The 24,678-nt window shown below is 34.9% G+C and carries 21 protein-coding genes; 19 read left to right on the top strand and 2 right to left on the bottom strand.

Annotation, left to right across the window (positions count from 1 at the left end; translation table 11 throughout):
• Positions 1-17: 17 nt before the first annotated feature.
• The 3 genes from FEZ33_RS08095 (at position 18) to FEZ33_RS08085 (ending at position 3,542) form a co-directional block, all read left to right on the top strand.
• Positions 18-2,090 (top strand): glycoside hydrolase family 3 protein, encoded by a 2,073-nt coding sequence (locus FEZ33_RS08095; RefSeq protein ID WP_138404904.1) that lies wholly within the window; start codon positions 18-20, stop codon positions 2,088-2,090.
• Between the two features lie 100 nt (positions 2,091-2,190).
• A complete protein-coding gene (locus FEZ33_RS08090) occupies positions 2,191-3,042 on the top strand; it encodes an alpha/beta hydrolase (RefSeq protein ID WP_138404903.1) in 852 nt (283 codons plus the stop codon).
• Between the two features lie 146 nt (positions 3,043-3,188).
• Positions 3,189-3,542, top strand: a complete 354-nt coding sequence (locus FEZ33_RS08085; protein ID WP_138404902.1) for a hypothetical protein — start codon at positions 3,189-3,191, stop codon at positions 3,540-3,542.
• 47 nt (positions 3,543-3,589) lie between these two features.
• Here the strand turns inward: FEZ33_RS08085 and FEZ33_RS08080 are convergent, their stop codons facing one another.
• On the bottom strand, positions 3,590-4,102 hold the full coding sequence (locus FEZ33_RS08080; protein ID WP_138404901.1) for a type 1 glutamine amidotransferase domain-containing protein: 513 nt from the start codon (positions 4,100-4,102) through the stop codon (positions 3,590-3,592).
• 157 nt (positions 4,103-4,259) lie between these two features.
• On the opposite strand from FEZ33_RS08080, the gene mgsA reads away from it, so the two are divergent.
• The 16 genes from mgsA to FEZ33_RS08000 all read left to right on the top strand — a co-directional run bounded on the left by mgsA (position 4,260) and on the right by FEZ33_RS08000 (position 23,432).
• Entirely contained in the window at positions 4,260-4,682 is a 423-nt protein-coding gene (mgsA, locus tag FEZ33_RS08075; RefSeq protein ID WP_138404900.1) for a methylglyoxal synthase, read from the top strand.
• A 24-nt stretch (positions 4,683-4,706) separates the two neighbouring features.
• A complete protein-coding gene (locus tag FEZ33_RS08070; protein WP_138404899.1) occupies positions 4,707-5,282 on the top strand; it encodes a xanthine phosphoribosyltransferase in 576 nt (191 codons plus the stop codon).
• Between the two features lie 130 nt (positions 5,283-5,412).
• Positions 5,413-8,019, top strand: a complete 2,607-nt coding sequence (clpB, locus tag FEZ33_RS08065; protein ID WP_138404898.1) for an ATP-dependent chaperone ClpB — start codon at positions 5,413-5,415, stop codon at positions 8,017-8,019.
• Positions 8,020-8,169: 150 nt separating this feature from the next.
• On the top strand, positions 8,170-9,366 hold the full coding sequence (locus FEZ33_RS08060) for an AI-2E family transporter (protein ID WP_138404897.1): 1,197 nt from the start codon (positions 8,170-8,172) through the stop codon (positions 9,364-9,366).
• 97 nt (positions 9,367-9,463) lie between these two features.
• The gene (locus tag FEZ33_RS08055) at positions 9,464-10,057 is read left to right on the top strand and encodes an NfeD family protein (RefSeq protein WP_138404896.1); all 594 of its coding nucleotides are present in this window, start codon (positions 9,464-9,466) and stop codon (positions 10,055-10,057) included.
• Between the two features lies 1 nt (position 10,058).
• Complete coding sequence (gene floA, locus FEZ33_RS08050) at positions 10,059-11,075, top strand: flotillin-like protein FloA (RefSeq protein ID WP_138404895.1); 1,017 nt, start codon at positions 10,059-10,061, stop codon at positions 11,073-11,075.
• Positions 11,075-11,752 carry a hypothetical protein gene (locus FEZ33_RS08045; RefSeq protein WP_138404894.1) on the top strand — a complete coding sequence of 226 codons (678 nt, stop codon included), beginning with the start codon at positions 11,075-11,077 and terminating at the stop codon, positions 11,750-11,752. Before floA ends, FEZ33_RS08045 begins: the two co-directional genes overlap by 1 nt.
• Positions 11,753-12,011: 259 nt before the next feature.
• Positions 12,012-12,794 (top strand): 30S ribosomal protein S2, encoded by a 783-nt coding sequence (gene rpsB, locus FEZ33_RS08040; RefSeq protein ID WP_138404893.1) that lies wholly within the window; start codon positions 12,012-12,014, stop codon positions 12,792-12,794.
• Between the two features lie 117 nt (positions 12,795-12,911).
• Entirely contained in the window at positions 12,912-13,796 is an 885-nt protein-coding gene (gene tsf / locus FEZ33_RS08035) for a translation elongation factor Ts (protein ID WP_138404892.1), read from the top strand.
• Between the two features lie 73 nt (positions 13,797-13,869).
• A complete protein-coding gene (gene pyrH, locus FEZ33_RS08030) occupies positions 13,870-14,610 on the top strand; it encodes a UMP kinase (protein ID WP_138404891.1) in 741 nt (246 codons plus the stop codon).
• 147 nt (positions 14,611-14,757) lie between these two features.
• Positions 14,758-15,318 carry a ribosome recycling factor gene (gene frr, locus FEZ33_RS08025; protein WP_138404890.1) on the top strand — a complete coding sequence of 187 codons (561 nt, stop codon included), beginning with the start codon at positions 14,758-14,760 and terminating at the stop codon, positions 15,316-15,318.
• A 177-nt stretch (positions 15,319-15,495) separates the two neighbouring features.
• The gene (gene uppS, locus FEZ33_RS08020; protein WP_138404889.1) at positions 15,496-16,218 is read left to right on the top strand and encodes an undecaprenyl pyrophosphate synthase; all 723 of its coding nucleotides are present in this window, start codon (positions 15,496-15,498) and stop codon (positions 16,216-16,218) included.
• A 37-nt stretch (positions 16,219-16,255) separates the two neighbouring features.
• On the top strand, positions 16,256-17,050 hold the full coding sequence (locus tag FEZ33_RS08015) for a phosphatidate cytidylyltransferase (RefSeq protein WP_138404888.1): 795 nt from the start codon (positions 16,256-16,258) through the stop codon (positions 17,048-17,050).
• 11 nt (positions 17,051-17,061) lie between these two features.
• Positions 17,062-18,327 (top strand): RIP metalloprotease RseP, encoded by a 1,266-nt coding sequence (gene rseP / locus FEZ33_RS08010; protein WP_138404887.1) that lies wholly within the window; start codon positions 17,062-17,064, stop codon positions 18,325-18,327.
• 67 nt (positions 18,328-18,394) lie between these two features.
• Complete coding sequence (locus FEZ33_RS08005; protein WP_138404886.1) at positions 18,395-22,696, top strand: PolC-type DNA polymerase III; 4,302 nt, start codon at positions 18,395-18,397, stop codon at positions 22,694-22,696.
• Positions 22,697-22,883: 187 nt separating this feature from the next.
• Positions 22,884-23,432, top strand: coding sequence for an NADPH-dependent FMN reductase (locus FEZ33_RS08000; protein WP_138404885.1), 549 nt, complete (start codon positions 22,884-22,886; stop codon positions 23,430-23,432).
• Positions 23,433-23,575: 143 nt separating this feature from the next.
• On the opposite strand, the gene FEZ33_RS07995 is transcribed toward FEZ33_RS08000, so the two are convergent.
• Complete coding sequence (locus tag FEZ33_RS07995; protein WP_138404884.1) at positions 23,576-24,454, bottom strand: MetQ/NlpA family ABC transporter substrate-binding protein; 879 nt, start codon at positions 24,452-24,454, stop codon at positions 23,576-23,578.
• Positions 24,455-24,678 lie beyond the last annotated feature (224 nt).

Below are 24,678 nucleotides of genomic sequence, written 5' to 3'. Positions count from 1 at the left end.
GGGAGGGTTAATTTAAAATGAATCTTAAAACAAAAAGTAAACAAATAATTGAAGTCGATGGTTTAAAATTTAAAGACCTAAACAACAACGGTGTATTAGATGCTTATGAGGACTGGAGATTATCAAGTCGAGAAAGAGCTGAAAACCTTGTCTCATTAATGAATATCGATGAAAAACTTGGTATGTTAATGATTAATCAATTAGGTATGGGGAAAGCGAAAAAAGAAGGCGAAAATACCGAAATCTTAGATGAAGTATTTGAGAAAGCTGACGGAACACCAATGAAGTCGCTAGATAAATATCCGACGACTGAAACGATTGAGAAATTACACATGCGTCATTTTATCTTAAGAGATAATATGCCGAATGAAGATATTAATGAATGGGTTAATAAATTAAACGAAGTGGCTGAGGCAACTCGTTTAGGAATTCCAGTAGTTGTTGCATCGAATTCAAGAAATGAATTTTCTAGCAAATTACTGGCTGAAAATCTTGAGAAACTGCCATTCTCACTATATCCAGGAACATTAGGAATCGCTGCGGCTGTACAAGGTGATCTTGAACAAGGTGAAGGCTATAAGATCATTGATGATTTTGCTAAATATAGTAAAAATGAATGGTTAGATTCAGGTATCCGTAAAGGTTATATGTACATGGCTGACGTTGTGACAGATCCAAGATGGCAACGTACTGATGGAACATTTGGTGAAGAGCCTGAATTAATTAGTGAAATTATTGCCCGTTTAATCAAAGGCTTCCAAGGTGAAGAGCTTAATGAAGACTCGATTGCCTTAACAATCAAGCACTTCCCAGGTGGGGGAGCAAGAGAGAACGGATTTGACCCTCATTATAAAGAAGGAAAATGGAACGTATACCGTACAGAAGGTAGTTTAGAAAATTATCACTTACCTCCATTTATCGAAGCGGCGAAACATAATCCAAGTTCAATGATGCCATACTATTCTGCACCAAGTATTGAGAAAAGTCATTTCCAAAGCTTTGATGGAGAAGCAATTCCTTTTGAAGAAGTCGGGATGGCATTTAACCACTATATCTTAAATCATTTATTACGTGATAAATTAGGCTTCACTGGGTACATTAACTCAGACACAGGAATTATGGGTAAAACTGGTTGGGGTGTTGAAGACTTAACGGTTCCTGGACGTTTTGCTAAAGCAATTAATGCTGGGACAGATCTAATCAGTGGAACAAACCAAGTTAAAGACCTGAAAAAAGCTATTACATCTAACTTAATCTCTCCACAAAGAATCGATCAAGCGAATGTGAATGTTTTAATTGAGATGTTTGATTTAGGATTATTCGATAATAAAACTTATGTCGGAGACCAACCTGTAGTCAATGAAGCAACTAAGAAAGAAGCTGAAGAAGCGGCATACCAAACACACTTAAAATCAGTGACTTTATTAAAAAATGATAATGTCTTACCAGCTAAAGGACAAAAGCTATTCGTTAAAGCCTTCGGTAGAGGTGAAGAAGAAACTGAAAAATATCAAGAACTTCTATTAAAAGACGTGCAGGCATTAAATATCGATATTGTTGAAGATTATAAAGAAGCCGACATTGCGGCGCTATTCTTATACCCAGTGAGTGGTTCGTATTTTGATGCGACACCTGGTTTATTAGAATTAGAAATCTGTGAAGATAAGACAAATATTGCACTGAATGGCGACACATATAAAGAAACAACTTTAAGCAACTTCTATGAATTAAATAAAATCGTAGACTATATGCACGAAAACGACAAAAAAGTTGTGACATCAGTGAATATGATCTTGCCATGGATTTTAGAGAATGTTGAGAAGAAATCAAATGCCTTACTTGTTGGCTATGACACATTCCCTGGAGCAGTGCTTGAAGTTATTCTTGGGCAATTCTCTCCAATTGGAAAACTTCCTTTAACATTACCTAAAAACAGTAAAGTAATTGTTGTTGATGAATATGGTGTATCAATTTCACGTAACGACGTACCAGGTTATGATAAAGATAAATACATGCGTGAAGGTATGACTTATGCTTATGTTGATCAAGCGGGGAATGAATACCGAAGTGGCTTTTGTTTAAATTATTAAATTCTTCTACATAGATGTGTTTATCTTTTACATATCACTTTTAAACGTTATAATGTAAATGAATTAAAATGATTAGATATGGGGTGAGTAGGTGGAGCCAATGTTTTGGAAGCGAACGGATGATTATTACTATTTAAAGTTAGAAACGCATTATTTTGATATACCTTACTATAATCAGAAAAGACGCATCCGTGTGTTATTACCGAAAGATTATAAAAAAGATGTTGAGAATGCTTACCCTGTATTGTATATGCATGATGGGCAAAATGTGTTTTATAGTAAAGAGGCATTTGTAGGTCATTCTTGGAAAGTCATTCCAACGATAAAAAAAAATAAAGAGTTACCTAAAATGATTATTGTTGCAGTAGATAATGCCAATGAAAATCGATTAAATGAATATTCGCCGTGGCCAACAGATCAAACGAAGACTGAAGAATTTCAGAATGTCGGTGGAGATGGGGCCTTGCATGGTGAATGGTTTGTTAACGAATTAAAACCCTTTATTGATGACAATTATCGAACGCTACCTGATAGAAAGAATACTTTACTTGCTGGAAGTTCAATGGGTGGCATTATGGCAGCCTATATGGGGAGTAAGTATCCAGAAGTATTCGGAGTCCTTGGAGTATTCTCATTAGCTTCATGGTTTAATGAAGCGCAATTTTTATCTTTCATCAAAGCGCATCCTTTAAACCCAGATACGAAAGTATACATTCAAGTAGGGACAAACGAGGGCGATGATACCGATGCTAGTTTTATCGATGGTAAGATGAATCAACAATATATTGATTGTAATCTTCGATATTATAATAATTTACTGAAAATGAATCATCCCATAGATAATATTTGGTTACGAATTATGGCAGACGAAGAGCACCATGAACTTTATTGGGCGCGACATTTTCCAGAATTCCTAAGATATGGCTTTGATATTATTAATGGTGATAATTAATCTTATTTTTCTTTTAAAAAGACTGGATTATCTAAAAACTTGCGTTATAATGTAAATCTCTTAGATATTTTAATAAAGGAGTTTTTACAATTAATAAACATCAATTTATAACACATACAATTGAATTAGTTGATGAGAACCATCCTTTGATTGCTCAGTTTCAACTTTCTTTAATGTTGCTAGTACCTAGCAGTTTAATAGCAACGGATATTCGCACAGGTTTTCCAAACTTAGTGAGCAATGAGCGGATAATTATTGACCAATTTGTTCTGATGCAATTTGAGGATTACAACAAGAATGCTGATAGTCAAAAACTGAGACCCTTATTATATGCAGATAATTTTCTACAAATTATTGAAGATGATTTATTTAATTATTATCAGACACATGATGAGATCGAATTAGTGAGTTGTAATTTGAATTTGTTTACCGATGTAAGGGCAAATTCAGCCATCAAACTTTTTTCATCGAATCCCGAAGATACAAGTAAAGATAATTAGTAAAAAAACTCCCTTAACGGGAGTTTTTTTTTCTTTCTATTCAAGTATTATGCTAAAGCTTCAACAATCGCTTTGTTAAATGCATCGATATCTTCGGGTGTACGACTAGAAATGATTCCAGAAGGGTCGATAACGACTGCTTTATCATAGAAGTTAGCACCAGCATTTTTTACATCAATTGCAACTTGTTTCACACTTGTAATGTCTTTACCACGTAGTATATCTGCATTGACTAATAATTGTGGTCCGTGACAGATGGTAAAAATTGGTTTCCGTGCAAAAGCAAATTCTCGAACAAAATCAACGATACGATCGTCTTTTCTTAATTTGTCAGGAGAAAATCCACCTGGAATAAATAAAGCATCATAATCAGCTGACTTCACATCATCAATACCTTTGTCGATTGTAACTTCTGCTTCACCTTTTTTCCCTTTGGCAGTATGTCCTGCTTCAGGTCCAATTGTTATAACCTCGTGACCTGCTTCTATTAATACATCACGTGGTGAAGTGAATTCAATATCCTCGAATAAGTCTGTTATTACTGTAGCAACTTTTGCCATTAATAAACTCCTCCTTTGAATATTCTAGCCACAGTTTAACAAACCGTTGTAAGAATGCAATTGATTTGCTTGAAAGATTAAATATATTGAGTGTTTAATAAGAAAGAATATCTAGTATCTGATATAATTAAAATAAAAAAGAGGAGGTGTGTTTAAAGTGAAAATAGCTTTAATCGCACATGATAAGAAAAAAGATAATATGGTTAATATTGCGGTAGCCTATCGCCATATTATTGCTAAACATGAATTATTTGCTACTGGTACAACAGGTCAAAGAATTATTGAGGCGACAGGTTTAAACGTTCATCGTTATAAATCAGGGCCATTAGGTGGAGACCAACAAATTGGTGCAGCAATCTCAGATGATCGTATGGACTTAGTATTATTCCTAAGAGATCCCTTAACTGCTCAACCACATGAACCAGATGTGTCTGCCTTATTACGTCTTTGTGATGTTTACGATATTCCATTAGCAACAAATATGGGTACAGCTGAGATTTTAATTCGTGGGTTAGAAAGTGGATTTGTTGACTGGAGACATATTCGTGAAACTCAAGAACACAATAAGATTGATATTTAATTGATGACATTAGGAGGTATGTGAGTGAGTAATTTAAAACAAATGATATTAGAGCATGGAAAAGTTTATCCTGGGAATGTCTTAAAAGTTGATTCATTTTTAAATCATCAAATCGATCCACATGTGATTAAAAGTATCGAAAATGATTTTTATCAATACTTTAAAGATAAAGGTGTCACAAAAGTATTAACTATTGAATCATCTGGTATTGCACCAGCTTTAATGGTTGCCTATCGTTTGGATGTTCCAATGTTATTCGCCAAGAAAGCTTTACCAAGTACAATTAAATCAGAAGATAAATATGAGACTCTGGTTCATTCATATACAAAGAATACAACTAGTAATGTGTTTATATCAAAAGAATATCTTAATAAAGATGATAAAGTATTAATTATAGATGATTTCCTAGCTAATGGCGAGGCTGCTTATGGTTTAGCAGATTTAATCGAGCAAAGTGGGGCGGAAACAGTAGGTATAGGTATTTGTATTGAGAAATCCTTCCAACCCGGTAGAGAAAGATTGGAAGATTCCGGACACGATGTCTATTCGATCTGTCGAATTAAATCATTAGATGATGGGAAGATTGAATTTTATGAATAAAAAATAAAGGTAAAAAAAACATTTGACCTTTCCTGACTAAAGGTATATAATAAATATAGCTTCAAGAGGGGCTTATATTTATATAGAAAAATAATTGACCAATTTTGACCAAAAGAAAGGCTGTGTAAATATGATTGATAAATTAACAACCACTATGCAACAGGCAATTGGTGAGGCACAGCAAGTAGCCATAACACGGCAACATCAACAAATAGATATTGCGCATTTATGGTTAATCATGCTACAAGCAGACCATTTTGCTTATAAATTATATAGTGAACAAAATATTCCAATGGATCAATTTGTTCGTCTAGTTGAAGATGAAATTGATAAAATATCACAAGTAAGTGGGAGTAATGTACAATACGGACAAGGTATTAGTCAAAACTTAAATCGCTTATTACAAGATGCAACGACGATTGCAGCGGAGTATAATGATGAGTATCTTTCAACGGAAATCATTCTGTTGGCTTTATACAAACAAAAACATAATCCAATCGTTAAGTTTTTAAATGATAATGGCTTAACTGAACAAAAATTTAAAGATAGAATTGAAGAATTGAGAGGAGGAAATCGTGTGACATCTCAAAATCAAGAAGAGACATATGAATCTCTAGATAAATATGCGATTAACTTAAATGAAGCAGTCAAAACAAATAAAATGGATCCAATCATCGGACGTGATGAAGAGATTCGTGATGTAATTCGAATTTTATCACGTAAATCTAAAAATAATCCAATCTTAATTGGGGATCCGGGTGTTGGTAAAACCGCGATTGTTGAAGGACTAGCACAAAGAATTGTTCGAAATGATGTACCGGAAAACTTAAAAGGAAAAACTCTTTATTCCTTAGACATGGGTGCATTAATTGCCGGAGCAAAATATCGTGGAGAGTTTGAAGAACGCTTAAAAGCTGTATTAAAAGAAGTGAAAGATGCAGAAGGGCAAATACTTCTATTCATTGATGAAATTCATACAATTGTCGGAGCAGGTAAAACTGAAGGTTCAATGGATGCTGGGAATCTTTTAAAACCGATGTTAGCCCGTGGTGAATTGCATTGTATTGGAGCAACGACACTAGATGAATACCGCCAAAACTTTGAAAAAGACAAAGCTTTAGAAAGACGTTTCCAAAGAGTTATGGTTAATGAACCAAATGTTGAAGACACTATTTCTATTCTACGTGGTTTAAAAGAACGTTATGAGATTCACCATGGTGTGAATATTCATGACAATGCCTTAGTAGCTGCAGCAACACTTTCAAACCGTTATATTACTGATCGTTTCTTACCAGATAAAGCACTCGATTTAGTTGACGAAGCTTGTGCGACAATTCGTATGGAATTAAATTCAGTTCCATTAGAAATTGACCAAGTCAATCGTCGTTTAATGACTTTAGAAATTGAAGAAGAAGCATTGAAAAAAGAAGATGACGACGCAAGTAAACGTCGCTTAGAGATTCTTCGAGAAGAGTTAGCAAACTTACGAGAAGAAGCGAATAACTTGAAAGCTCGTTGGGATATTGAAAAAGAAGAAACAAATAAATTACGTGATAAACGTGAACAATTAGATCAAGCTCGTCATGACTTAGAAGATGCAGAAGCTGAATATAATTTAGAAAAAGCGGCTGAATTAAGACATGGCATCATTCCTGAACTGGAGAAAGAATTAACAGCCATAGAGAATGAACATGTTGAAACTGAAGTACAAAGCCGACTCACACAAGAATCAGTAACAGATGAAGAAATTGCTAAAGTTGTTGGTCGTTTAACTGGTATTCCAGTGAACAAAATTGTTGAAGGCGAAAGAGAAAAATTATTGCATCTTGATGACGTCTTACATAGAAGAGTCATTGGACAAGATGAAGCCGTTCGACTTGTTCATGAAGCAGTGCTTAGATCACGTGCTGGAATTCAAGATCCGAATCGACCAATTGGTTCGTTCCTATTCTTAGGACCAACGGGTGTTGGTAAAACAGAATTAGCTAAAGCACTCGCTGTGGCGTTATTCGATTCTGAAGATCATATGGTTCGACTTGACATGAGTGAGTATATGGAGAAACATACGGTGTCTAGATTAGTGGGAGCTCCTCCAGGATACATTGGACATGATGAAGGTGGACAACTGACTGAGGCCGTACGTAGAAATCCATACACAATCATTCTTTTAGATGAGGTTGAAAAAGCCCATCCAGATGTTTTCAATATATTACTTCAAGTATTGGATGATGGTCGATTGACCGATTCGAAAGGACGCGTTGTAGACTTCAAAAATACTGTCATCATAATGACAAGTAATATCGGGTCACACTTGCTTCTTGAAGGTGTAGAGGATAATGGCGAAATATCTTCAGAAACTGAAAAACAAGTAAACCAATTATTACGTCAACAATTCAAACCAGAATTCTTGAATCGTATAGATGATACTGTTCTATTCTCTCCATTAACATTAGACAATATGAGTGGTATCGTGCTTAAAATGATTGAAAATCTTTCAAATAGATTAGCAGATCAACAAATTAAATTAGAAGTGACAGAATCAGCTACCCAATGGCTAGCTGAACAAGGATATGACCCAATTTATGGAGCGAGACCATTACAACGCTTTATAATGAAAGAATTGGAAACACCATTAGCTAAAGAAATTGTAGCAGGGAATGTGTTGCCAAACTCTATTATAACAGTTGATGAAAGCGATGGACAACTTAGCTTTAATAGCACCGAAGTTATGGTATAACCTATAAGATATTCAACCAACGTATTGAAAAATGCGTTGGTTTTTTTGTTTAGTTAAACTTAAGACAGACGGTTTATAATACAAAAAGTAATATGGCTATATTGAGAAAAATAAATATGGTATATTAAAAGGAAATAACGGAGGTGAAATATGAACAAAATAAAGAAATATCGCTTTGATATTATTAAATATTTGTTTATAGCAGGTTTAATTGTATTGGCGATTGTTAATTTCGACAGACTAAAAAATATTTTTAGTTATTTATTAACAATTTCAATGCCAATTATTTTAGGTTTTATTATTGCGTATATACTGAACATCCCGATGGTGATGTTGGAGAAATTATATTTTCCCAATAGTGACAGTATTGTTGTGAAAAAGACACGCAGGCCAGTTAGTATATTAGTATCTATTATTATAATAACGGTCGTTTTAATTTTCATTCTAAATTTAGTGATTCCTCAATTGATATCAGTCTTTGGCCGAATCATTGAAATAATCCCAGTCTTAGCGAATGGAATTCAAAGTTGGGTGATAGAGAATGAAGAAATATTCCCGCCATTAGCGGAGTTTGTTGAAACATTCCAAATTGATTGGCAAAATATTGTCACAAATATGATTTCAATAGTGAATCGTTTTACCACAAATATTATTGAGACAACTCTCTCAACAGTAGGTTCAGTCTTTAGTATCGTAGTTAATCTATTCCTTTCATTGATGATTTCACTTTATGTCTTGATGTCTAAGGAAACTTTAGGTAGACAGTTTAGAATCTTATCTGAAACGTATCTGCCTGAAAGAGGGCATAAAGGTCTAATGTATGTGTTGGAAGTTACTGATTATTCGTTCCGTCACTTTATCACAGGAGAGGTATTGGAAGCTTTAATACTTGGCTCACTTGTGACGGTTGGTATGTGGATTTTCCAATTTCCATATGCTTCAATGATCGGAGCATTGACGGGAGTAACAGCACTAATACCTGTATTAGGGGCATATATTTCTGGAGCCATTGGATTTATTATGATTCTCGTTGATTCCCCAATTCAAGCGTTAACTTTCTTAGTCTTTATTATTGTTATACAACAATTAGAGGGAAATCTCATTTACCCTCGTGTAGTAGGTGGATCGATTGGACTCCCGGGCTTGTGGGTATTAATATCAATAACAATCGGTGGCGGATTATTAGGAATTTGGGGAATGCTTCTTGCTGTTCCATTAGTTTCGACTTTGTTTAAGCTATTAAAAAATGACATAGAATACAGAAGGAATAATAGATATCAAGAGCAAGAGTATGTTGATGTCGTTGAAGAAATAAACGAATCGGATGAACTAAAAGTTAACGATTAGTAATTTAGTAACCGGTCAATATTTTACCGATATTTTATAGATATTTCTTCGGAAATCCTTATATTAGTGGTATAATGATTATGAGAGGAGGGTAAATATGATTGCAAGTTTATTAATAGGTATGTTGTTACTTAGCTTATGTCTATTTTACAGTCCCAAATGGCTGTACTTAGGATTAGCAGTAATAGCATATGGTTTTTATTTTGGAATGCCAGGTCAAAACTTACTCGTGTTCATAATTTTCTTACTAGGTATACTTATGTTAATTGTGGAGTTTTATGTTCCTGATTTCGGTATTATTGGTATGTTTGGTTTATTAGCAATAAGTATATCTCTTTATATGCACTTAAACGACATTGGTGATGTAGTATTAACACTATTAGCAATGATACTTGTGAGTGCGATTGGAATTATTGTCCCAATAAAATTAGGTAAAGATTTAGCTATCAGTAATGGTTTTGTACTTGGGACTTCTTCTGAAAAAGAAAAAGGATACTCGAGTCATAAAGATTTTACATATTTATTAGGTGAAAAGGGTGTCACAGTCACAGCGCTTAGACCTGTCGGACGTGGTGAGTTCGATGGGGAGTATTATGAGGTTGTCAGTTCTGAGGACATGATTCAAAGTGGGACACCAATATATGTTTCAAAAGTTGAAGGCGCAAAAATTTACGTAAGAAAGGAATTATAATATGAATAATTTTCAAAATAATGATTTTGAGGTGTCGTCTCTAATTTCGATAGGTATTATTATTGTTATTTTAATAATACTAATTTCTTTATTCTTTAGATTCGTACCCGTAGGCTTATGGGTTACAGCTTATTTCTCAGGTGCTAAAGTTTCCATCGGTAACTTAGTAGGTATGAGATTACGTCGGGTTCAACCGTCAGAGATTGTACGACCACTAATTAAAGCAACAAAAGCTGGACTTACATTAGATACGAACCAATTAGAGGCGCATCACTTGGCCGGGGGAAATGTCAACTTAGTTGTTGATGCACTGATCGCCGCTCAAAGAGCGAACATTGATTTGGTATTTGAACAAGCTGCAGCGATTGACTTAGCTGGACGTAATGTATTTGAAGCTGTTCAAGTTTCAGTAAATCCGAAAGTAATTGAAACGCCACTTATTTCTGCCGTTGCAATGAATGGTATTGAAGTAAGAGCGAAAGCTAAAGTAACAGTTCGAGCTAATATCGAACGACTTGTTGGTGGTGCTGGTGAAGAAACCATTATTGCCCGTATCGGTGAAGGGATTGTAACGACTGTTGGTAGTTCAGAAAGTCATTCAAAAGTCCTTGAAAATCCAGATTCGATTTCACAAACAATTCTACGTAAAGGGTTAGACTCTGGTACTGCCTTTGAAATTCTATCCATTGATATTGCCGACGTAGATGTTGGACGTAACATTGGTGCCAAACTTCAAGCTGATCAAGCGATTGCTGATAAAAACGTTGCACAAGCTAAAGCCGAAGAACGTAGAGCATTTGCGGTTGCAGAAGAGCAAGAAATGGTTGCCGAAGTCCAACGTATGCGTGCGCGTGTTGTTGAAGCCGAAGCTGAAGTACCGTTAGCAATGGCGGAAGCTTTCAAAAAAGGAAATCTTGGTGTGATGGATTACTACAACATGAAAAATATAGAATCAGACACTTCAATGCGTGATTCAATTGCAAAAGGAACGAATTCATCCGAAGAAGGTAGAGAATAATGAATTTTCTAGTTGGAGTTTGGATAATTTACTTATTAGGTTCGTTTCTATTTTCAGTGTTTGCACCAAGGATTAGAAATCAACAACATAAGAATTTTCAAGATTCAGAGATTGATAATCATGAATCGGTAGAGAAACCCATTACCAAGCCAACAAATAAAGAACAGTTACACCGTAAGTCTGATATTCGAGCTCGAAATGAACGAGTTCAGGCCATGCGAAAAAGACATAATAATCAGAGTGACAATCCGAAGTTAGTGAAGAACATGTCTTTAAACCAATTAAATAATAGTTTAAAAAATGCTAATAATGCTTTAGGAAATACTAAAGCATCCCCTGGGCAAAGTTTTGAATCACAGGATGATTATCAAGTTGATTTTACAAAAATCGCTGATTATGACAATCCAATTGATCATTCTTATATGGAAGGGGAAAGTCCAGAGCAATATTTATATGAATTAGAAAATTGGTATGCAGATGCTTCAATTGAAGATGTTTCATGGATGGAACTAGATAATACAAATATCCTCCAAGATGAACATACACAAAAGGCAGCCAGACCTAAAAATAAAACTGTTAATCATATGTATCACTCTATGAGAGATGGAGCAAAGCTAAGAGAAATGATGATTTTCAATGAAATTATTAACAGGCCCAAGAGTCTTCGAAATAAATAATTGACATACTAAAGATGCGAACGAAACCAATGTATTTTCGGAATAGTTCGCATTTTTTTAATTTTAATATAGATATGCTAACTATTTTAAACAAATGTAATAAACTAGCTTGCATAATACGAAAGTATATAGTAATATAGTCCGTGGTGTAAAACCAAAAACACACGAATAATGATAATTTAACGGGTGCTCTCCTCGGAGAGACGTTTTGTTAGTTGATTTATTCGGAGGAAAACAAAACCAAAGGAGAATGATAATTATGGCAGTTATTTCAATGAAACAATTGTTAGAAGCTGGTGTGCATTTCGGACACCAAACACGTCGCTGGAACCCAAAAATGAAACCTTACATCTTTACGGAGCGTAACGGTATTTATATTATTGACTTACAAAAAACAGTTAAGTTAGTTGATAAAGCGTATAACTTTATGCGTGACGAAGCAGCTAATGGAGCGGTTGTATTATTTGTAGGTACTAAAAAACAAGCACAAGGTGCAATCGACGAGCAAGCAAAACGTGCTGGTCAATACTACATTAACCACCGTTGGTTAGGTGGATTATTAACTAACTGGGAAACAATCCAACAAAGTATCCGTCGTCTAAAATCTATTGAAAAAATGGAAGAAGATGGAACATTTGATGTATTACCTAAAAAAGAAGTATTACAATTACGTAAAGAATTAGATCGTTTAGAGCAAAACCTTGGTGGTATTAAAGATATGCCTCGTATTCCAGATGTAATCTTTATCGTTGACCCACGCAAAGAACACATTGCAATCCAAGAAGCTAAAAAATTAAATATTCCATTAGTTGGAATGGTTGATACAAACTGTGATCCAGATGAAATTGACTATGTTATTCCATCAAATGACGATGCTATTCGTGCGATTAAATTAATCACATCTGCAATGGCTGACGCAGTTCTTGAAGGAAACCAAGGACATAGTGAAGATGATTCAGAAGAAAAATCTGACAAAGAATTTTTCGATAACTTATTTGATTCTGAAGAAGAAGCTACTACTGCAGATTCAACAGAAGCTTAGTAATTAGATTATTCACAGCTGTCTTAATTCAGGACGTTACACAGGTCTAAAAACCTTGCCCTGTGTTAGGACAGCTTTTTATTTTGACTTTAAAATATCAAGGAGGATTTGAGTTTAATGGCTAAAATTAGTGCAAAACAAGTTAAAGAACTACGCGAAATGACTGGTGTGGGTATGATGGACGCGAAAAAAGCGTTGGTTGAAGTTGACGGAGATATGGATAAAGCGGTAGACTTTTTAAGAGAAAAAGGTTTATCTAAAGCTGCTAAAAAAGCAAGCCGTATTGCTGCAGAAGGTTTAGCTGCAACAAGTATCAATGGAAACACAGCTGCAATTATCGAAGTTAATTCAGAAACTGACTTTGTTTCTAAAAACGAAGAATTCGTAAATATTGTTAACACAATCGCTGATGCAGTTGCTGCTAACAAACCAGCTACAATGGAAGAAGCTAACGCTATCGAAGTTGACGGCAAAACAATTGCTGACATCGTATTAGAAGCAACTAATAAAATCGGTGAGAAAATTTCTTTCCGTCGTTTCTCTATCTTAGAAAAAACAGATAACGATACTTTTGGTGAGTACATCCATGGTGGTGGACAAATCGCTGTTATCACATTAATCGAAGGATTATCTGATGAAGATGTAGCGAAAGATGTTTCAATGCACGTTGCTGCAATCCAACCAAAATACGTTAACCGTGACGAAGTTCCTGCAGAAGAATTAGATCACGAGAAAAAAGTTCAAACTGAAATCGCGTTAAACGAAGGTAAACCAGCTAATATCGTTGAAAAAATGATCGATGGACGTATGAACAAATTCTTAGCTGAAATTAGCTTAAACGAACAACCATTTGTTAAAGATAACGATCAAACAGTTGGTAAATACGTTGGTGATAAAGGCGGAACAATCAAACAATTCATTCGTTTCACTGTTGGTGAAGGAATCGAAAAACGCCAAGACAACTTCGCTGAAGAAGTTGCTGCTCAAATGAAAAAAGATTAATTTTATACCTTTAGCCCCAGTTTCCTGGGGCTATTTTTAAAGAAACGATTACGATTAAGAAAGGCAGTATGATATGACTAAAGAAATAACAAAATACAAACGTGTAATTTTAAAGCTTAGTGGAGAAGCAATTGCTGGAAACCAAGGCTTTGGAATCCATCCAGATACAATTAAAGAAATGGTAGAAGAACTTAAGGATATTCATGACTTAGGTGTTGAAATTGCCATTGTTGTAGGTGGAGGAAATATCTGGCGTGGTACAATCGGTGAAGAAATGGGAATGGAACGTGCTCAAGCTGATTACATGGGAATGTTAGCAACCGTAATGAATGCTTTAGCATTACAAGATGTATTAGAGAATAGCGGTGTCCCAACACGTGTACAAACTTCTGTAGAGATGCGTCAAATCGCAGAGCCGTATATTCGTCGTCGTGCAATTCGCCATCTTGAAAAAGGCCGTGTAGTCATCTTTGCTGGTGGAACAGGGAATCCTTACTTTACAACAGACACAACTGCAGCTTTACGTGCGGCTGAGATTAATGCAGATGTTATCCTTATGGCTAAAAATAATGTTGATGGTGTTTATGACTCGGATCCAAAAGAGAACAAAGCTGCCGTTAAGTATGATAACTTAACTCATCTTGATGTTATTTCTAAAGGCTTGAAAGTTATGGATTCTACTGCTAGTTCATTAAGTATGGATAATGACATACCTTTAGTTGTATTTAACTTAAATGAATCAGGAAATATTCGTCGCGTTATTCTTGGCGAAAATATCGGAACGACAGTTGAAGCAAAACTAAAAAATCAATAATACAAATTTTTAAGATTAATATTTTTTACGATAGTTAGTGATAAACATATCATGTCTATCAGAATGTCTGATTTAATACTCTTTGTACTTAAAATATGGTATAATGAGTTAAATTGAACTATAGAGTATTATTAGGAGGATCTTTTTATGACACCGAGTGAAATTTTATCAACAACAAAACAAAGAATGAACAAATCCGTTGAAGCTTATCAACGCGAAATTGCTTCAATTCGTGCTGGACGTGCGAATGCAAGTATATTAGACCGAGTTAATGTTAATTATTATGGTGTGCCAACACCATTGAATCAACTTGCGGGTATTTCAAGTCCAGAGGCAAGAATGTTAGTTATATCACCTTATGATAAATCTAGCTTAACTGATATTGAAAAAGCTATTTTACAAAGTGATATCGGTATTACACCATCAAATGACGGAGACGTGATTCGTCTTGTAATTCCAGCACTGACGAAAGAAAGACGTGCAGAATTAGCGAAAGTTGTCGGAAAAGAACAAGAAAATGCAAAAGTTTCTATCCGAAATATTCGTCGTGATATTATTGATTCAGTTAAAAAACTTGAAAAAGCAAAAGAGTTAACTGAAGATGATGTAAAAGATTATGAATCAGATATCCAAAAAATAACGGATGACTCAACAAAAAGAATTGAAGAATTAACAAAAGAAAAAGAGGATGAGATTTTTAACGATTAATTAAATAATCGTCCTAATGATTGCTGTTGATTTTGTTTCAAATTGAAAATACTTTTATCTGAAAGGTTATATCAACTTTTCAAGATAAAAGTATTTTTTTGTTTTCATGATTATTATTCGTAATTTAACATTATTTTGGTATAATACTAAGGATGATTATTTAAAAGGGAGTATTTTATGAATAGTGAATTTGAAACAGTTCCCAAGCACATTGCAATTATAATGGATGGGAATGGACGCTGGGCTAAGAAAAGATTTTTACCACGCGTAGCTGGACATCGAAAAGGTGTTCAAGCAATTAAAAAAATAACAATTAGAGCGAATGAGCTTAATATTAAATTAATTACAATGTATGCATTTTCAACAGAAAATTGGGGTCGTCCTAAAGATGAAGTGGACTTTCTGATGAAATTACCGAAGGAATTTTTTAATGAATTTCTACCTGATTTAATTGATAATAACATACGAATTGAAGTGATTGGTGACACAGATGCACTTCCTGAAGAAACTAAAGGTATCTTAAATTCAGCCATTGAAGATACTAAACATTGTACTGGAATGGTATTAAACTTTGCATTGAATTATGGCTCACGACAAGAAATTACAAGTGCAGTAAAAAATATTATAACTGAAATTCAAAACGATAATATTGATATAAATGATGTGTCGGAAGACTTAATTAATAAACATTTAATGACAAGTCGTTATAATGAATTTAGTGATCCAGATTTAATTATTCGAACAAGTGGCGAAGAGCGTTTAAGCAATTTCCTATTGTGGCAATCAGCCTATAGTGAATTTTACTTTACGGATGTGTTATGGCCTGACTTTAATGAGGATGAACTTGATAAGGCTATTAAAACTTATAACGGTAGACAACGACGATTTGGAAAAATTTAGTAGTTACCTGTCGTCTTAAGTCTTAGGAGGAATAATTTTGATTGTAAGAATTAGAAGTGCCGTCATAGCACTTGCACTTTATATCCCATTCTTATTATTAGGTGGCGGTTATTATGCATTTGCGATGTGGGTTATTGGAATTGTAGGATTATTTGAATTTGCCGAAATGCAAAAATTAAATATTATTAACCATATTGGTTTTTTTTCTGTTGTTGGTTTAACTTCTTTACTTATACCTCAAATGTATATGCCAGAATTTATGAATCAGGGCAATCCAGAGTATTTATTTTACATTTGTAGTTTAATTTTGCTAGTATTTACTGTGTTCAACCATCGGAAATTTAATTTCGGTCACGCCGCTATTATGGTGTTTGCATGTATTTATATCGGTTATGGTTTTAGATTTTTAATACTATTTCGCGAGATGGGGCTAGAAACAATTCTATACTTACTAGTCGTAGTTTGGTCAACGGATTCAGGTGCATACTTCGTCGGTAGAAAATTTGGAAGCAGACCACTGGCGCCTGAGATTAGCCCGAATAAGACAGTTGAAGGAATGATTGGTGGGGTTTTAACAGCACTACTTGTAGCGAGTATATTTATTGCTATATTCCAACCAGCCTTAGGTGCAGTGAATCAAGTATGGATATTAACAATCATTGTGTCACTATTTGGACAATTTGGTGATTTAGTGGAATCAGCGTTTAAACGCTATTTCAATGTCAAAGATTCGGGTAAATTTTTACCGGGTCATGGCGGTATGTTAGACCGATTTGATAGTTTAATTTTCGCAAGTTTTATTATGATGTTTTGGATAAATTTATTTAGATAGGATGGTTACTATTGACGACTTTACTAGTATTTTTAGTCATATTTTCGATAATTGTAGTTATACATGAGTTTGGACATTATTTTTTCGCAAAGCGAGCAGGGATTTTAGTTAGAGAATTTGCGTTAGGAATGGGTCCTAAATTATTTTCTAAACAGGGGAAAGATGGAACGACATATACAGTCAGATTGTTACCACTTGGTGGTTACGTTCGTCTAGCTGGATTGTATGAAGAAGATGAGATTCAAGCTGGAATGGAAGTTGGTTTAGAAATTAATGATAATGATCAAGTGTCATTGATTAATTTATCGGATAACTTTTCAGTAGACGAGATGCCAGTTAGAGTTGACAATGTTGATTTAATAGATGAGATGTTCATCGAAGCCGTTCCAGTTGGTCAAACGGATATCGTAAGATACTCAGTGGCAAAGAAAGCAAACATTATTGAAGCGGATGGAACTAAATTACCAGTCGCTCCACGTGAAATGCGTTATGAAAGTGCAAGTGTTTGGAACAAGATGATTACTAACTTTGCAGGACCAATGAATAACTTCATATTATCCATAATTGCTTTTACAATTGTGGCTTTTATGATTGGTATTCCAAATACGGATAGTGTCATTGGAGAAGTTGTTGATGGATCTGTCGCTCAAGAAGCAGGTTTAGTAGATGGCGATAGAGTGACAGAAGTTGATGGTCAATCTGTAAGTGAATGGTCCGATTTAGTCTTATTAATTCAAGAAAGACCGAATGAAGAATTACCAATGACCGTAGAACGCGAGAATGAAACGGTTGATACAGTTGTGGATGTTCAAGCTGTGACAGATGAACAATCTGGTAACGAAATTGGACAAATTGATATTATTGCGGATAGAGAGTTTGGTTTTGGAAGTAGTATCACTTATGGTGTGACAGCGACTTGGGGAATCATCACTGGCGTATTAGGAGTTATCGGTAGTATGATTACGAGTGGCTTCAATATTAATAACTTTGGTGGTCCAGTAGCCATGGCTCAGATGACTGATCAAGTTGTCAGTCTAGGTTTACCGGTAATAGTCAACTTCTTAGCAATGCTTTCTGCTAACTTAGGAGTATTCAACTTATTACCAATACCAGCTTTAGACGGTGGTAAGATAGTATTAAATGCCATTGAAGCAGTGAGAGGGAAACCTTTAAGTGAATCAAAAGAAGGAATTATTACTATTATTGGTGTCTTAATCATGGTAGTATTAATGGTTGCTGTAACATGGAATGATATTAATAGAGCGTTTTTCCAATAGGTTTTAATTTGAGGATGTGTCATCATTATTGATGGTTGCATCCTTAATTTTATCGAAAGGAGTCATTATGGCTGATAAAAGAGAATTATTTGAATTACTTCTCGAACATATACAATTAAATGATGAAGAAATTGTTGAAGAACTTCAACATACTGAAATTGAAACTGTGAATATATTAGCACAGTCAAACCAATGGCATTTTACATTTACTTCGCCAAATCGAATTCATCCAAATGTATATCAAATTTTTCAACATCATATATTAAAAGCATTTGAACATATTGGTAAAGTTGAGACTTGGTGGTTATTTGAAGAGGATTCTTTAGAAACTAATAACATACTTGAATATTGGTACGCTATTATGTCAGTAATAGCACAAGAAAAGCCTTTTATTCGGTCGATCTTATCTCAAGCAAAGTATGAAATTGTTGGCGAATCATTAAGAATTGGATTAGCTAGTGATATTCAAATTAATATGCTAAAAGAAAAATATGAAAGACTATTGTTAGAAAAACTTGAACAAGTCCAAATTACTGACCTTAATTTAGAATATTATGTCGACGAAGAGTTATTACAAGATGAGATTAATGCAGTTCGAGACCGTCAAAGTACTGAAGATGAACGGAGTTTATTAGAAGCTTTAGAAATTCAAGAAAAAAGACAAAAACAAGAGCGAACAGTTGTGCAATCTACCTCTGAAGATATAGGTAAAGATATTCCTAATAAACCGGCATTGCCTATGATTGAATTAGAAGACAATCAATTTAAACAAATTATTGAAGGTTTTATATTCTCGCACGAAATTAAAGATTTGCGTAGTGGGAATCAGCTTTTAATTATGAATATAACTGACTACACGAGTTCAGTAACTGTTAAGTTGATGTCTGGGCGTCGTATTTCTAAAGAGGCTTTGAATCAATTTAGTAAAGGGGAATGGATTCGTCTAGAGGGAGATATGATTCCTGATAATTTCACTTCTGAATTATACTTTAGACCGAGAAGTGTCAGAAAAGTGACAGTCCCTGGACGTGAAGATAAAGCTCCTGCTGATGAAAAGCGTGTCGAATTGCATGCTCATACAAATATGAGCCAATTAGATGCGACAAATTCAGCCACTGATATTGTAACTCAAGCAGCTAAATGGGGACATAAAGCAGTAGCTATTACAGATCACGCTGTTGCACAGGCTTTCCCGGATGCGTATTGGGCAGGTAAAAAACATGGAATAAAAGTAATCTACGGAATTGAAGCATATGTTGTGAATGACGGTGAACCTATCGCATTTAACTTAAGAGATGAGGCTTTAGATGAAGCAACTTATGTTGTATTCGACGTAGAGACAACTGGACTATCATCAGTATACGATGACATCATTGAGCTTGCTGGAGTGAAGATGAGAGAAGGCGAAATCATTGATACTTTTGAAGCTTTTATTAATCCGAACAAACCATTGTCTGCTTTCACTACTGAGCTCACAGGTATTACTGATGATATGGTTAAAGATGCTCCAACAGCTAAACCAGTTTTAGAACAATTCCAACAGTTTTGTGGTGATTCCATTCTAGTTGCTCATAACGCAACGTTTGATATCGGCTTCATTAATAAAGGCTATGAACGTGTTGGCTTACCACAAACTGACTTACCAGTGATTGATACTTTAGAATTGTCTCGTTTAGTGAATCCAGAGTATAAATCACACCGATTGAATACTTTGGCTAAGCGTTATAATGTTCAACTAGAACAGCATCACCGCGCGGTGTATGACTCTGAGACAACGGGATATATCTTGATGAAGCTATTAGAACAAGCAAAAGACCAATTTGGGATTGTCAATCATAACCAATTAAACGACCAAATAGGACAGGGCGAGAGTTATAAACAATCAAGACCTTTCCACGCAACCCTTTTAGTTAAGAATCAAGATGGACTGAAAGCTTTATTTAAGCTGATATCTATGTCCAGTACAGAGTATTTCTACCGTGTACCCCGTATTCCAAGATCCGTATTGACCCAATATCGAGATGATTTATTAATTGGAACGGCGTGTTCAACAGGAGAAGTATTCACTGCCATGATGCAAAAAGGGTATGAAGAAGCAAGCGAACTTGTTGATTATTACGACTTTATCGAAGTGCAACCTCCATCAGTTTATGAACCACTCATCAAAGATGATTTGATTCGTAACGAACCTGACTTAAAACATATTATCAGTGAAATGCTTCGACTAGGTGATGAAAAGAACAAAACGGTTGTTGCGACTGGGAATGTCCATTACCTGGATGAAAAAGATGCAATTTACCGTGAAGTATTGAAGAAATCGATGAAAATCAATGCAAACAGAACTTTACATATGCCAAAAGTTCATTTCAGAACGACAGATGAAATGTTACATGAATTTGCATTCCTTGGTGCTGAAAAAGCCCAAGAAATTGTCGTTGAGAATTCTCAAAAAATTGCTGATTCAATTGAAGAAGTTGCTGTGATTAAAGATGAATTATATCCACCTGTTATTGAAGGCGCTGAAGAAGAGATTACACAAATGAGTTACGATAAAGCTCATGAAATGTACGGGAATCCACTGCCTGATATCGTTGATAAGAGAATCAAAAAGGAATTGGATAGTATTATTTCCAATGGGTTCGCGGTTATTTATTTAATCTCACAAAAATTAGTGCTTAAAAGTAACGATGATGGATATTTAGTTGGTTCTCGTGGATCAGTTGGATCAAGTTTAGTAGCCACCTTAACAGGAATTACTGAAGTAAATCCCTTAGCAGCACACTATTATTGTACAGAATGCCATTATAGTGAGTTTTTCACTAACGGTGAACATAAATCTGGTTATGACCTTCCACCGAAGGCGTGTCCTGATTGTGGTGCTGAATTGAAAAAAGATGGGCAAGATATTCCGTTCGAAACCTTCCTTGGATTCTACGGAGATAAAGTTCCCGATATTGATTTGAACTTCTCGGGGGATTACCAAGCAAAAGCGCATGCGTATACTAAGGAGTTATTCGGTGAAGATTATGTCTTTCGTGCAGGGACAATTGGTACAGTTGCCAATAAAACTGCCCACGGTTACATTAGAGGGTATTTAGAATCATCAGGTGAGCACCTGCCACAAGCTGAAAGAGAACGATTAGCATATGGTATTGAAGGCGCTCGTAGAACAACCGGGCAACATCCGGGTGGTATTATTGTTATCCCTGATTTTATGGATGTGTACGACTTTACACCTGTGCAATATCCAGCGGATGATGTAAATGCTGAGTGGAAGACCACTCACTTCGATTTCCATTCTATTGATGCCAATGTCTTAAAACTTGATATTCTTGGTCACGATGATCCGACTATGATTCGTATGTTACAAGATTTAAGTGGTATTGACCCAATGGATATTCCACCCGTAGATGAAAAAGTAATGCAAATCTTTAGTGGAACAGAAGTCTTGGGAGTAACGCCTGAACAAATAAACTCTGATACGGGAACGCTTGGAGTGCCAGAGTTTGGTACAGGCTTCGTGCGAGGTATGGTCTCAGAAACAAAACCTAAAACTTTTGCGGAATTACTTCAAATCTCTGGACTTTCACATGGGACAGATGTTTGGTTAGGAAATGCTCAAGAATTAATTAAAAATAATGTCGTTGAATTATCGGATGTTATTGGTTGTCGTGACGATATTATGACGACTTTAATTCAATATGGTTTAGAAGATGGGACAGCCTTCCAAATTATGGAGCATGTGCGTAAAGGAAAAGGGATTCCTGATGAATGGCAAGCCGATATGCGAAGTAACAATGTTCCAGAATGGTACATTGACTCTTGTTTAAAAATTAAGTATATGTTCCCAAAAGCCCATGCGGCTGCTTATGTTCTGATGGCCTTGCGTGTAGCTTACTTTAAAGTGTATTATCCAATGTACTATTACGCTGCGTATTTCTCAATTCGTGCAAAAGACTTTGATTTAGTTGCTATGCATCAAGGGAAAGAAATGGTCAAAAGACGTGTCCGTGAAATTAATGACAAAGGCTTTGGAGCAACAAATAAAGAAAAAGAATTAGTGACAGAACTAGAGATAGCGAATGAAATGTTAGAACGTGGATTTAAATTCCAAATGATTAATATTGAAAAATCTGACTCGAAACATTTCATTATTGAAGGTGACTCATTAATTCCGCCATTTAGAGCTGTTCCTGGTTTGGGTAATAACGTGGCTGAACAAATTGTGAAAGCACGTCAGGAAGCACCATTCTTATCAAAAGAAGATTTACAAAAACGTGGTAAAGTTTCAAAAACTGTATTAGCTTACTTAGATGATAATGGTGTCTTAGAAGGACTACCAGACGAAGATCAATTAAGTTTATTTTAATTACTAAATAATTTACACTTCTTTTTAGGTTAGAAAACCAGAAAAGAAGTGTATTTTTATGGAAATATCAATAATTATCTCTAAAACGAAATTATTTTCAAAAATCAGACCTTTTCATTTGCATATCCATTTGAATGTTGTTAGAATCTAATAGTAATCAAAATTATTTTAAGGAGATGTTATTTTTATGACAAAAATTGGAGTAGTAGTAGGTAGCTTACGTAAAGAATCATATGCTCGTAAATGGTCGGTAGCATTAGCTGAGTTATTCCCAGCAGATGTAGAAGTAGAATTCTTAGAAATTGGGAACTTACCATTATATAATGAAGAATACGATGAAAACAACCCAAGCGAATATACTGAATTCCGTAACGCTGTTTCAGCACAAGATGCTATTATTTTTGCGACACCAGAATATAACCGTTCAACTTCTGGGGTATTAAAAAATGCCATTGATGTTGCTTCTCGTCCTTGGGGACAAAGTGTATGGACTGGTAAGCCAGCTTTAATCTTAGGTCACTCTATTTCCAATATTAGTGGTGCGAACGCTGTTCAATCACTACGTCCTACATTAGCATTCTTAGATATGCCAGTATTAGGTCAACCAGAAGTTTACTTAGCTAATTCACAAAACTTCTTCGATGAAGATGGTAAATTAAACAACGAAGAAACGCGTGGTTTCTTACAAACAGTTGCGGATGCATTTATCGCACATATCGAAAAAAACACTAAATAATTAGACAAATACAACTTATATGTGTTGTTAAAAAACGCGCGTAGAAAGCAAGAGAAGACTTACTTTCTACGCGTGTTTTTCTTTTTAAGAATAACTACAAACGGTATCGTTTGTAAAAGTTGTGATAATCACAAAATAAATAATTAATTACGTTCATTCTCAAGACTTGCTTCATATTCTTCTAATAATATCCAAGCAGGAATATGACCACCATTTGAAATTTCTTCAATATAGTCTGCAACATCGTCTGATTGATATAAATCTACAATATATTGGTATAGTGGGTTGCCTTGATCTTCTTCACGAACCGTAATGGTGTTCAAGCGGTTATAATTGAATGTTTCTGTATTGTGGCCATAAGAATAGATAGCATCATTTGGTTCAAAGTCAGTACTTTCTAAGTAGACCTGATGAATCACTCCCATATCAACATCTGCCATGGCAGATGGAATTTGAGCAGCTTCCAATTCAATGATTTCATAATTATTTGGATTTTCAACGATGTCATTCACAGTAGGTAAGGCATCAATTGATTCATCTAGTTTAACAAGATCAGCATAATCTAAGATTTGTAAGGCGTAAGAGCTACTTGCCAAATCATTTGGAATAGCAATGATCGCCCCTTCAGGTAAATCATCAATAGAATTATGCTTTTCAGAAAAGAAACGCAATGGAGTAGCAAAAGTATTTCCAATAGAAACTAAATTTGTTTCATTTGCATCATTCCAATCATTTAAGAAGTCAGTATGTTGATAAGCATTCATATCCAATGAGCCATCAACTAAAGAAATATTAGGCGTATTATAGTCAGTAAACAAGACTATGTCTAATTCAATGCCATCTTCCGCAGCCTTATCAGCAACAAACTCCCATATATCGGCCAGTTCTTCACCAACCGTTCCGATAGTTACCGTTTCACCTACAAATTCATCTAAACTCACCTCTGCTTTTGGACGAGTCTGTGGTACAAAAAGTAAGAATAATGACAAACTAAAAAGTAACAGTTTTATATGTTTTTTCACTTATATAAACATCCTCTCAATTCAATATTAATAGAATTATAGCACAACTTGTTAACTATAAGAAATAAAATTGCACTTAAATAAATATAACAGATAACGCCGATTGTAAAATTAAGCTAGACAACTAAAACAGCCATTTGTGGTACACTCAACTTGTAATTCCGACCAAAGAATACAAAGGAGTGACCACAAATGACCTACACCCATCTTACCACGGATGAACT

This window comes from Ruoffia tabacinasalis, assembly GCF_005864045.1.
In the GTDB taxonomy this organism is placed as follows: Bacteria; Bacillota; Bacilli; order Lactobacillales; family Aerococcaceae; genus Ruoffia; species Ruoffia tabacinasalis.
This window is presented reverse-complemented; position numbering and strand designations above follow the sequence as displayed.

Bases quoted from the DNA above. Each gene is read 5' to 3' on its own strand.
- FEZ33_RS08095 (WP_138404904.1), top strand. From the start codon at position 18: ATGAATCTTAAAACAAAAAGTAAACAAATAATTGAAGTCGATGGTTTA.
- FEZ33_RS08090 (WP_138404903.1), top strand. From the start codon at position 2,191: ATGTTTTGGAAGCGAACGGATGATTATTACTATTTAAAGTTAGAAACG.
- FEZ33_RS08080 (WP_138404901.1), bottom strand. From the start codon at position 4,102: ATGGCAAAAGTTGCTACAGTAATAACAGACTTATTCGAGGATATTGAA.
- clpB (WP_138404898.1), top strand. From the start codon at position 5,413: ATGATTGATAAATTAACAACCACTATGCAACAGGCAATTGGTGAGGCA.
- FEZ33_RS08060 (WP_138404897.1), top strand. From the start codon at position 8,170: ATGAACAAAATAAAGAAATATCGCTTTGATATTATTAAATATTTGTTT.
- FEZ33_RS08055 (WP_138404896.1), top strand. From the start codon at position 9,464: ATGATTGCAAGTTTATTAATAGGTATGTTGTTACTTAGCTTATGTCTA.
- floA (WP_138404895.1), top strand. From the start codon at position 10,059: ATGAATAATTTTCAAAATAATGATTTTGAGGTGTCGTCTCTAATTTCG.
- FEZ33_RS08045 (WP_138404894.1), top strand. From the start codon at position 11,075: ATGAATTTTCTAGTTGGAGTTTGGATAATTTACTTATTAGGTTCGTTT.
- rpsB (WP_138404893.1), top strand. From the start codon at position 12,012: ATGGCAGTTATTTCAATGAAACAATTGTTAGAAGCTGGTGTGCATTTC.
- tsf (WP_138404892.1), top strand. From the start codon at position 12,912: ATGGCTAAAATTAGTGCAAAACAAGTTAAAGAACTACGCGAAATGACT.
- pyrH (WP_138404891.1), top strand. From the start codon at position 13,870: ATGACTAAAGAAATAACAAAATACAAACGTGTAATTTTAAAGCTTAGT.
- frr (WP_138404890.1), top strand. From the start codon at position 14,758: ATGACACCGAGTGAAATTTTATCAACAACAAAACAAAGAATGAACAAA.
- uppS (WP_138404889.1), top strand. From the start codon at position 15,496: ATGAATAGTGAATTTGAAACAGTTCCCAAGCACATTGCAATTATAATG.
- FEZ33_RS08005 (WP_138404886.1), top strand. From the start codon at position 18,395: ATGGCTGATAAAAGAGAATTATTTGAATTACTTCTCGAACATATACAA.
- FEZ33_RS08000 (WP_138404885.1), top strand. From the start codon at position 22,884: ATGACAAAAATTGGAGTAGTAGTAGGTAGCTTACGTAAAGAATCATAT.